Consider the following 10,110-nt stretch of genomic DNA (forward strand, 5'->3'; position numbering starts at 1 on the left):
CATCCCGCAAGTCACGGAAAGCGGCACGTCAGCCGAGCGACCAAAGGTCACAAGCCAGCTGGTCGCACCCGACGCCGCCCCGGCCGGCGAAGGAGGATGGGGTAGAACAGCCGGTTATGACACTTCATACAACTACTTGGGGTAGTTGTGAGGGACTAGTGTTTACTAGCGCCATCCGTATGAACTAGTCTCGCGTCGACGGCACGACACACCGGGCCGAACTGCCGAATCCTGCCCGCGGTCCCGGTGTTCCCTCCGAGTCGTCACCAGGGCAGGAGCGGGGGACCCATCCTCCACCGGGCGGCACCGAACCGCGGTGTCGTCCTCGGGGTGAAGTGCGCAGCGCGATGGTCGCGCGACCCACCGGGCAGCCCAGCCCGAACCCGACAGCTCACCTCGCAGGCGAACGGGAAGGATCACAACCTTGTCTGCGCATGATGTGCAGCCTGATCCGGCACTACGATCGCGTTCGTCGCAGACGGCTTCGCCGTCACCCCGCCGGCAGCAGATCGACCGGCACGTCGACCGCCCGACACGTGGCCGACATCGCGCGCCCACGCAGCAGTCCGGAACGGGCCGCTCGCGAGCTCGGGCCGCTGTCGCCGTGATGACCACCGGTACCGTCGCGGTGTCCGGTGTCGCCCTGGCCGGATGTGCCACAGCCGACTCAAATTCCGACGATGCTTCCGTCACCTCGCCCATAACGCTCGGATCACAATTCGGTGGCCAGGCGTCGCTGGCCAGCCTGCGCACCTCCACCATCAATCCGCTGTCCACGGGCGGTTCCGGATCGGTCACCAGTCAGGTGCTCAACCAGACCGACCTGCATCCCAAGACCGGTGTCGTGCTCAAAGTCACGAATTCGGACGTCTCCGTGAAGGCAGACCAGCCGGTGGAGGTGGGATTTCATCTTGAGGACGCGGTCACCCACGCGCCGCTGGCCAACCAGCTCGTCAAGGTCCAGGTGAAGCTGCCGGAGGGATGGGCGACCTTCAAGCACCTTTACACCAACGAGCAGGGCTTCACCAGTTACACTGCCAAGGTTCTCACCACCACGCAGGTCACCGCGATTTTCGACGGAACCGACGCTCTGCGGTCGACACGGTCGACCAACGTCGGCACGTTGACCGTGATCCCCAATACCCCGGCGCCCCGGCCTTCCCAGACTGCCCGCGTCAGTGGCTCGGCCTTGAGCAGCGCCGTCTCAGGCGCACTCGCAGTCGCCAGCTCGTTCGGCGAACGGGCGGTGTATCTTGCGGCCCAGCAGGCCGGCAAGCCCTACGTCTACGGCGCGGAGGGCCCCTACACTTTCGACTGCTCGGGGCTGATCCAGTACGTCTTCAAGCAGTTGGGACGCAACCTCCCCCGCACTGCCGAGGCACAGTACCAGGCGACCACCCGGATATCGCAGTACAACAAGCAGCCGGGTGATCTGATTTTCTACGGCACGCCAGGTAATATCTACCATGTTGGCATTTATGCGGGCGATGGTAAGATGTGGGTGGCGCCCAAGTCAGGCGACGTCGTCTCACTGAGGCCCCTCTACACCACGTCGTATTCTGTCGGCCGGGTTCTCTGACTGAACCGATCAGCCCGCGTCCGCAGCTGGTTGTCAGTACATGGCTTCGTGTACTGACAACCAAACCTTATAAACACAATTCACAGGCGGGTTCCCACACAGCCTCCCCCTCCGGTTGTGCGTGAACCTTGCCGCCAGGTCGAAGTTGTCGATGTCGACACCGGCCTGGCGGCACTCCGCGGGCGGCATCCCGCGATGATGACTTCCGCTGGTCGGACCGAGCCAACCCCCCCAGCTCGGAAAGCCCGGCGGAACAAGAGGCTTCCGCCGGCCGGTCGTACTGGACCCCCCCCACAGTCCGGCCGGTCGGCGGGAGCCGCCCCCTCTCACCGACCGGATGCCCGGCCGAGACCGAAGCTCCCCTCAAGGCGTCTCCTCCGCGAGTTCCCCAAGCCACGGCGGACGACCGGACGCCCGCTCCTACGCCTTGAACTGCCTGGAGAAGTCCCACAGAGCGCGCGTGATCCGCTCGTTCCACGCCCCGTCGACATGCTGGACATGGGTTTCTGGCGAGCAGCTCGGGCTCTGCCCGACCGACCCCACCGTCGCGACGGCGACAAACTTCAGCCCGTTGTCGGGCGCCGCGCAGGCAACCGCGAGGGCGGCACGCCCACCTTCGCCAAGGCCCCAGATGTAGATCCGGGACTGATCGATCTTCGACCGCTCCTGCGACACGTAGCGCACGACGTCACGCAGGTACTGCACGTCCGCGCCCTGAGGATCGTCCAACCTCCATTCGCCGTCCACGGCTTCCGGGTAGACCACGGCGAAGTCCCGTCGGTCGGCGAGCGTCGAGGCCTCGGTGATCTTTTCGATCGCGCCCGCGTCGCTGTTGTCGTCATGCAGGACGAGGACCAGCGGCAGCGGCTTGCCGGGGTCGGCGTCGGCATGAACGGTGAGCTCGCGTTCGGCGGAGAGGTACCCCGTCGGTATCTTTGCCCGCTCGGTGTCCGGGTTACCCGAACGGGACACGTAGATCCAGGCGACCACGAGCACGGCACCGATGATCAGCACCCGCTTGCGGTTCTTGGCCCATAGCTGTTTCCCGGCTTTCAGCGGATTCGACACCACGAGACAACCGAACCACACCAGGAGCCGTCGATTCGGCTGATTCGCCTCGCGTCGTGGACAAGTCGGGACCTACCCGGAGTGCGCTGCCTCACACCCGACCAGCTTGCGACACCAAATGATCACTAAAAGTAGTCAAACAAGCATGGCCGGTACGGCAACCACGGCACGGCTCGTTCGTTGACGTGGTGTATCCACCAGAATCTCGACAACATCGGATTGCGGGGCATACGGCTGCCGGAACAGGGGTGAGGCCGAAGTGGACAGTGGTCAGGAACTCGACCATCGACTGATCAAGATCGAACACGAGCTGTCGGTGTTCGGCCGGCGCGCCGAACGCTTCCGGATGGCCATCGCCGACGACTCCGGGACGGTTCTGGACCGCTCGGCCTACCTGCTGCTCAGCCACATCCACGAACACGGCGCCGTACGGCTGACCACCCTGGGCACGGTGTTCGCCCTGGACATCTCCACGGTGAGCCGCCAGGTTGCCGCGCTTGCCGCGGCCGGGCTGGTGGAACGCACCACTGATCCCAGCGACCGGCGGGCGACGCTGGTGAAGCTCAGCACCCGCGGCCAGCAACGCTACCTCGCCACCCGCTCCGCACGGGTAGAAAAGATCAACATCCTGATACGGACCTGGGGCCAGGAAGAGCTCAGCGTCTTCGGCGCGCTGCTGGGCCGGCTGAACGTGGCGATCGCTGAACACGACCGCAGCTACCTGCCACCGCAGCACGACGAGCCGTGTCCCGCACCCGCCACCCCGCCGACCGCCGGGACGGACTGACACCGAACACCGAGCGGTAGGACGCCTCTCCCCGCGCCCACGGAAGATTCTTCGCGACTCCTCACCCCGAGTCGGGCACGACCCCAGGTCACAGGGGCCCCAGAGCACAAGGGCCCCGGCGTGGCCCCGGGGCAGACGTTAGGCGTGGACGTCCAGGGCGTGCAGGCGCGCCTGCCGCAGCACCTCCGTCTCCGGCGGGCCGGCCAGTTCCGGCAGCCAGCCGTGCACCCAGGACAACAGCAGGTCGGCCAGGGCCGGGTTCTGCGCGAGGACCGGACCGTGCAGATAGGTACCGATCACACGCCCGTCCACGACACCGTCGGTGTGGTCCGGGGTGCCGTTACCGACCCCCTTGCGCACGGTCCCGAGCGGCCGGCCGTGCCCGTTGGGCAGGGTCCGGGTGCGTCCCCCATGGTTCTCGTAGCCGAGCAGCAACGGCAGCGCGAGCTCGGGGGCGGGTTCGACGACGATGTCACCGACCGCGCGCGGCGGCACCGGCTGCTCGAACGAGCGTCGCGTCTCCACGTCCACCAGGCCCAGGCCGTCGTGGATCCGGCCCTCACCACCGGGGAAGGACACGCCGATCACCTGGTATCCGGCACACACCGCGAGCACAACAGCGCCCTGGGCCACCGCGTGCGCGATGGCGTTGTTCTGGCGCAGCCCCTCGGCGGCCAGCACCTGCGGCTCGTCCTCACCGCCGCCGAGCAGATAGATGTCACACCCGGCCGGCACCGGCTCCCCGGCCGGGACGCCGATCACCTCGGCCGGCAGGCCGCGCCAGCGCAGCCGCTGCGCCAGCACGGTCGCGTTGCCACCGTCGCCGTACGTCCCGAGCAGCTCCGGGTAGATCAGGGCGATCCGGGTCGCTGAGTCCCGGCTCATGCCACAGCCCCGATCATGTCGCCGTGGATGGTCACCTGTTTGGTCACCTGTTCGTCCTCACCGGGGCGACCCGCCCCAGGATGTCGCGGAAGGCGGTGTAGTTCGCGACCACGTCGATGATCTTCTCGTCCAGGGTCGCCGCCGCGCTCTCGGCATCGGGATGGACCGCGTGCGGGATCTCCGCGTATGCCAGCCGGACGCTCATGTCCTCCTTGCGCCCACCGGTGACCAGCACCTGCCTGCCCCGCAGCCGCTCGAACGGGACGTCCCAGATCCAGGACGGGTCACGCCCGTCAGCGGTCTGCGCGTTGAAATCAACGATCACCGGCCGGGCGGGCGTGGTGTTGAGCAACTCCATCATCTCCACCCAGCCGGCCGGGTTCTTGGCGAGCAGCAGCCGCCCGCGGATACCGGACTCTCCGAGCTCGACCTCCTGGTAACGGCCCTGGACGTCCTCGAGGCCGGTCATCGCGGCCAGCGCGTGCTCGACCTCGACCCCGAAGAGCTTCGCCGCCGCGGCGGCCATGGCCGCGTTGCCGAGGTTCACCCGGCCGGGCAGGTCGATCGAGGCCGTGAGGTGACGACCGAACCAGAGCAGCTCGTGCGGCCCGGTGACCGCGACGAGGGGCTCGGGCCGGGCCAGCCCGCAGCCGCACCACCAGCCCGTGGCGTTGCGGTGCAGCAGGCTGGCGCACTGCGGGCACACCATCGCGTCCGCGGTCCAGTTCTGGCCCGCCGACACCCAGGTCTGGTTCGACCAGCCGGCGGCGGCCCAGGCGACCAGCGGGTCGTCGGCGTTGGCGATCGCGGTCGCGCCGGGCAGCTCGGCACCAAGATCACGCCACAGGCTCGCGATCCGCCGGGTCTCGTTCGACCGGTCGAGCTGGTCACGGCTGATGTTGAGCAGTATGACCGCGCGAGGCTGGATCTGCCTGGCCACCTTGGGCAGCCAGATCTCGTCCACCTCGAGCGCGGCAGCCGCGTCGTAGGGCGGTTTGGACAGAGCTGCCAGCACGCCCGCCGCCATGTTGGCGCCACCGCTGTTGCTGCGGACCGGGCCGAGCGTGCCCAGCGCGCGGGCCAGCAGCCGGGTGGTCGTGGTCTTGCCGTTGGTCCCGCTGACGCAGGCGACCATCTGCCCGGCCACGACCTCGGACAGGATCCCCGGGGAGACCCGTAGGGCAAGTTTGCCGCCGATCATCTCACCGGATCCGCGTCCCAGCTGGCGGGATGCCGAGGACGCGAGCTTCTCCACAGCAAGGGCGGCACGGGTGCGGGCGGAGAACCGGCGCGGGAAGGGTGTGGTCATCGCCTCCCCAGCGTGCCACGGGCCGCCGCGCCGGTGACCGACACCCCGTCATACCGGCCGCATGTCGATCCCCGCGCTGCCCCGGACACAGCGTCGGACCGGCCCCGGGACAGCCCCGAGGCGGCGCCGGGGCATCCTCGAAACAGCGGTGAACCGATGGGGTACGAGTGTGATACGAGGTGTGATATGACGTGCGCCGGACAGCTGTCCGCCAGGAATGTCCGGCAAGGACGTGTCCCATCGGGGCAGGTACGACATACGACAAGGACGCGCCGCGGGCGGTCACATCGCTGTCCGGGCGGGACAGAGCAGGGTGCGGCAGGGTGACGTGAGCGGACGGCCGTCGTGGACAGAGCAGCCAATCTGTGGAAACCGCTGCCGCTGTGCTCCGTCGTGACGAGTGGCCCGGGTGGGGATGCGGCCCGGCCGGTGACCGCGGGCCGCCGGCCACCAGGCGGACGCTCGGAGCCAGCGGCCACTGAGCGGACACCCGGAGTTGACATGGATGCGACACAAGACCGTGGGAGAACTCGGTGACCCAGAAAGCCAGCGCCATCGGCCGCATCCGCGGACGCTGGAGCGCGCAGGAGATCGACCTCGACGACATCGACGACCTTGACGCACTCGCGGATCTGTTGCACGACATCTCCCCCGAGATCGCCGTCGCCTTCGTCGAGGAGGATGACGAGTACCTGGGCATCGTGCGGGTGGAAGGTGACATCAGCGACCCGCGGGTGTTCCTGTCCGACCACCGGGTGCTGTTCACCTCGGCCCTCGCCGACCGTCTCTTCGCCGGCGCGCTGCCACCGGTGGGCCGGCGGGACCTCGACGACGACTCCGACGACGCACCGGCCGGCGGACAGCCCGTCGGCGACATCGACCTGCTCGCCGACCTCGGCACGGACGCCGACGCGCTGATCGAGCTGATCACAGAAGAAGGCCTCCTGCCGGCGGACGTGGTGGCGGCGATCAGTGAGCGTGCCGGCTGCGCCGACATCCTGGACGAGATCGGGAGCTGACATGGGGGGCCTCCCCCATCCGGGCGCGCTCGACCTCACCGCGCTGATGGGCGCAGCCCTGGCGGAGGCCGAACAGGCCCTGGCAACAGGAGACGTCCCGGTCGGCGCCGTTGTCGTCGACGCCGACGGAACGATCATCGGCCGGGGCCGCAACGCCCGCGAGGCCGAGCGGGACCCGACCGCCCACGCCGAGGTCGTGGCGTTGCGCGCCGCCGCGGCACGTGCCGGCACGTGGCGGCTGTCCGGGACGACCCTGGTCGTCACCCTGGAGCCGTGCGCGATGTGCGCGGGCGCACTGATCATGGCCCGGGTGGACCGCCTCGTCTACGGGGCGTACGACCCCAGGGCCGGCGCCGCCGGCTCGCTGTGGGACACCGTCCGCGACCCACGCCTCGACCACCACACCGAGGTGATCACAGGCGTCCGGGAGGAGGAATGCGCGCGCCTGCTGACGGACTTCTTCGTCGCCCGCCGGAAGCCACAGCCATCCTGATCATGACCTGGGTGGCGCGGAATCACGATTCGGACAATACGGACCCGCACTACAGGCCGCGCCGGGCAGTACCAGCCAGCAGTACGAGCCAGCGATGCGAGCCGAGCCCGCTCGCGGCTGCCAGGACATACAGCCGGCGCGGCGCGGGGCGGGCCGCCGGTGGGTACGGGGCCGAGGTGGCGGGTAGGCGCCGCTCACCCCTGCCACCGCATCCAGTAAGCTGACAAACGGTGGAGTCGCCTAGTGGCCGAGGGCGCACGCCTCGAAAGCGTGTGAGGGGGCAACCCCTCCGTGGGTTCAAATCCCACCTCCACCGCCCTTCTACCAGGCTGATCGCACGGGCAGACCCGTTGCTCTGAGCCTGCCCGTGGATCATCCGGTCTCATTTCCGGTCTCATTTGCTCCTGTCGTCGGACGCCGGACCATCCCACAACAGCCGGTTGAGCCGGCCCGCCACGTCCTTGAGCACCGGGTCCGTGATGTGCTGGTAGCGGCGACGTTGGTCCGTCGACCACCCCATGATCCCCATGACGGTGCGATCCGGCACGCCCAAGAGCAGGAGCACGGTTGCCGCGGTGTGTCGCGCGTCGTGCAGTCGGGCATCCCGCAGACCGGCCGCGACCACCAGCGCCTTCCACGCGTGGTAATCGGTGCCCGGGTTGAGCGGGCGGCCGGTCTCGGTCGCGAACAACCATCCGCCGTCGACCCACAGATCCCCGGCCTCCGCCCGCTCCTTGTCCTGCCGCTCCTTGTGCCGCCGCAGGATCTCGACCAGCTCATCGGGCAGGCCGATCGGCCGGGTACCCGCGCGGGACTTCGTCTCCTTGGTGTCCGGCCGTATCTGGACCTTGTTCGGGCAGAAGCCGGGCTTCCGGCCGCACGGCTCCACGCATCCGTGCCGGTACTTCGGGCGCAGCCGGCCACGCCGCACCCGGATGACCCCGGCGTCAAGGTCGACGTCGGCCCACCGCAGACCGAGCGCCTCCCCCTGGCGCAGGCCGAGCGCGAGCGCGAGCACCCACCGCGCGCTGTTGCGCCGCTTGGCTGCCTCGGTCAGTAGCTGCTGTACCTCCGCGACCGAGTACGGTTCCACCTCCTGTTCGACCACCCGCGGTGGTTTGGCCAGCGCGGCGGCGTTGCGCCCGACGTGGCCGCGCCGGACCGCTTCTCCGAGTGCGGTCCGCAGTGTCCGCAGCGCCTGATGCGCGGTGGCTGGCGCGCTACCCGACGCCTGCATCCGACGCATCAGCGACTCGATGTGCTCAGGCTCCAACCGTTCCAGCCGGTGTGCACCGAGACCGGGCACGAGGTGCACACGGACCGCGACACGGTAGCCGTCACTGGTGTTCTCGCTGACCGACGGCGCGGAGATGTTCTCCACCCAGTGCGTCAGCCACCGTTCCACCGTCCACGGCCGGCCTGGTTTGCGGACCGTGCCCGCGTCGCGCTCCTGTTCGAGCTTGCGGACCTTGCGTGTGACCTCTGTTTCGGTCTTGGCGCGTACGTGCCGCCGGTCGGGCTTGCCGTTGTCGCGGACGCCGACGGTGACTCGGCCGTGCCACACGCCGTCGGCACCGAGGTAGATGCTGGACGCGCCGTTGGGTGCGCGGGTCCCCTCCTGCCGTTTGCGGGACATGGCGTCAGCCCTCCTCGTGAATGTCGGTGGGCAGGCTTGCCGCGTAGGCCTCGATGTCGGCCAGGCGCAGCCGACGCAGACGTCCGATTCGGACCGATGTGATCTGTCCGGCGCCGATGAGCCCGTACAGGGTGGTGCGGCCGACGCTGAGCCGGTCGGCGGCTTCCTCCACGGTGAGCAAAAGCCGGGCCGGACGGGTCAGGGCTGATCCGACGGCGTGGTCTTCGTGCCGGTAGGGGTCCACAGGCAGGGGAGGTGCGGTCATTCTGGTGGTGCTCCTTCGGGGAGTGCGGCCCCGGCGGGTGCTTGGCGGTGCGTGCCGGGGCCGGCATCGTGCGAGGGGTGATACTCGGGCATGGTGGTAGCGCAGAGTGAAGGCATGGCGGAGCGGTGGGGGTGCCGTCCCATCCGTCCCACGCTCGTTTGCGCTGGTCAGGGTGGGACGGATCGCGTGGCTGGGACGGCATATCCGTCCCGAGAGATCGTTAGCCGGTGTGGGTGTTACCGACGGTGCATGCCGGGTGGGTGTGGCTGCCGTCGTCGGTGTCGAGGGGGGCACGGCAGGCGATACAGATAGCCGGCGGGCCGGCATCTGGGGTGCTGGGACGGTTTATCCGTCCCACCGGTTCGATCCGTCCCGGGCTGACCTGGGCGGGGACGGGTGGGACGGTTGGGACGCCACCCCCGGCCGGGGGGTTGTCCACAGGGCAGTAGCGGGCCCAGGCGTCGGTGAAGTCGGCGGCGAGATACCCCTTGGTCTGGGTGCCGTCAGGAAAGCGGATGTTGCCGGAGCGGATGTCGTATTCGCGCAGCAGGTCGGCGAGGCGGCGGGCGGTGAGGCCGGTGGGGCCGAGGTCGGGCCAGGGGGCTTCGGGGTCGGCGTTGAGCCGGTCGAGGAGGTAGCCGGTGGACAGGGCGGTGTGGCCGGTGAAGGCGGTGCGGCAGTCGGCGAGTAGCCGGATCCGCAGGGAGGTCTGTCCGGTGTCGGTGGCTTCGGCGGTGATGACGGTGACCGCGGTGCGGGCGCGGGCCGGCCAGGTGCCTCCGGCGTGGTCTGCGACGGCGACGAGGGGTTCCCAGGTGTCGGCGGCGCGGTCCTCCACCGGCATGGCCGGGGTGGCGTCGGCGAGGGTGGCCAGGTGGGGGCGTAGCCAGGTGTGGAGGTGGTCGGCGAGGGTGCGCAGGGCGGGGCGGTCGCGGCGGTGCTGTCGCGCGTCAGAATTCTTGGCACAGGGGTTTGTTGGCCCTGAGCCCAAGGAGATCATCAGATGAGTCGTCCGCCGGTGTTCCCCGCCGAGGACAAGATCCGGATCGTGCTGTCCGTGCTCGCGGGC

The 10,110-nt window shown here is 69.1% G+C and carries 10 protein-coding genes, 1 tRNA gene and 1 riboswitch; of the genes, 5 read left to right on the plus strand and 6 right to left on the minus strand.

Annotated elements, in window-relative coordinates; translation table 11 throughout:
* Positions 1–243 precede the first annotated feature (243 nt).
* Positions 244–419: riboswitch (cyclic di-AMP (ydaO/yuaA leader) on the plus strand.
* Positions 420–607: 188 nt separating this feature from the next.
* Complete coding sequence (locus CM1CMNOD_RS20295; protein WP_013875461.1) at positions 608–1,579, plus strand: C40 family peptidase; 972 nt, start codon at positions 608–610, stop codon at positions 1,577–1,579.
* A 420-nt stretch (positions 1,580–1,999) separates the two neighbouring features.
* Here the strand turns inward: CM1CMNOD_RS20295 and CM1CMNOD_RS20300 are convergent, their stop codons facing one another.
* A complete protein-coding gene (locus CM1CMNOD_RS20300; RefSeq protein WP_241247663.1) occupies positions 2,000–2,647 on the minus strand; it encodes a PHB depolymerase family esterase in 648 nt (215 codons plus the stop codon).
* A 259-nt stretch (positions 2,648–2,906) separates the two neighbouring features.
* Between CM1CMNOD_RS20300 and CM1CMNOD_RS20305 the strand changes: the two genes are divergently transcribed.
* Positions 2,907–3,434 carry a MarR family winged helix-turn-helix transcriptional regulator gene (locus CM1CMNOD_RS20305; RefSeq protein WP_013875463.1) on the plus strand — a complete coding sequence of 176 codons (528 nt, stop codon included), beginning with the start codon at positions 2,907–2,909 and terminating at the stop codon, positions 3,432–3,434.
* 138 nt (positions 3,435–3,572) lie between these two features.
* Here the strand turns inward: CM1CMNOD_RS20305 and CM1CMNOD_RS20310 are convergent, their stop codons facing one another.
* Positions 3,573–4,319, minus strand: a complete 747-nt coding sequence (locus tag CM1CMNOD_RS20310; RefSeq protein WP_013875464.1) for a type 1 glutamine amidotransferase — start codon at positions 4,317–4,319, stop codon at positions 3,573–3,575.
* Between the two features lie 43 nt (positions 4,320–4,362).
* On the minus strand, positions 4,363–5,628 hold the full coding sequence (locus CM1CMNOD_RS20315) for a Mur ligase family protein (RefSeq protein ID WP_013875465.1): 1,266 nt from the start codon (positions 5,626–5,628) through the stop codon (positions 4,363–4,365).
* 533 nt (positions 5,629–6,161) lie between these two features.
* On the opposite strand from CM1CMNOD_RS20315, the gene CM1CMNOD_RS20320 reads away from it, so the two are divergent.
* The 3 genes from CM1CMNOD_RS20320 (at position 6,162) to CM1CMNOD_RS20330 (ending at position 7,456) form a co-directional block, all read left to right on the plus strand.
* Positions 6,162–6,647 carry a tRNA adenosine deaminase-associated protein gene (locus CM1CMNOD_RS20320; RefSeq protein WP_013875466.1) on the plus strand — a complete coding sequence of 162 codons (486 nt, stop codon included), beginning with the start codon at positions 6,162–6,164 and terminating at the stop codon, positions 6,645–6,647.
* A gap of 1 nt (position 6,648) precedes the next feature.
* Complete coding sequence (tadA, locus tag CM1CMNOD_RS20325) at positions 6,649–7,140, plus strand: tRNA adenosine(34) deaminase TadA (RefSeq protein WP_013875467.1); 492 nt, start codon at positions 6,649–6,651, stop codon at positions 7,138–7,140.
* A 229-nt stretch (positions 7,141–7,369) separates the two neighbouring features.
* Positions 7,370–7,456, plus strand: a tRNA-Ser gene (locus tag CM1CMNOD_RS20330).
* 78 nt (positions 7,457–7,534) lie between these two features.
* Here CM1CMNOD_RS20330 and CM1CMNOD_RS20335 read toward each other — a convergent pair.
* From CM1CMNOD_RS20335 to CM1CMNOD_RS20345, 3 genes are all read right to left on the minus strand, one after another.
* Positions 7,535–8,776 carry a tyrosine-type recombinase/integrase gene (locus CM1CMNOD_RS20335; RefSeq protein WP_013875468.1) on the minus strand — a complete coding sequence of 414 codons (1,242 nt, stop codon included), beginning with the start codon at positions 8,774–8,776 and terminating at the stop codon, positions 7,535–7,537.
* Between the two features lie 4 nt (positions 8,777–8,780).
* Positions 8,781–9,041 carry a helix-turn-helix domain-containing protein gene (locus tag CM1CMNOD_RS20340; protein ID WP_013875469.1) on the minus strand — a complete coding sequence of 87 codons (261 nt, stop codon included), beginning with the start codon at positions 9,039–9,041 and terminating at the stop codon, positions 8,781–8,783.
* 220 nt (positions 9,042–9,261) lie between these two features.
* The coding region (locus tag CM1CMNOD_RS20345) for a DUF3631 domain-containing protein (protein ID WP_242625474.1) at positions 9,262–10,110 on the minus strand (849 nt) is incomplete at its 5' end.

Source organism: Protofrankia symbiont of Coriaria myrtifolia, from assembly GCF_900634755.1.
GTDB classification, from domain to species: Bacteria; Actinomycetota; Actinomycetes; order Frankiales; family Frankiaceae; genus Protofrankia; species Protofrankia coriariae.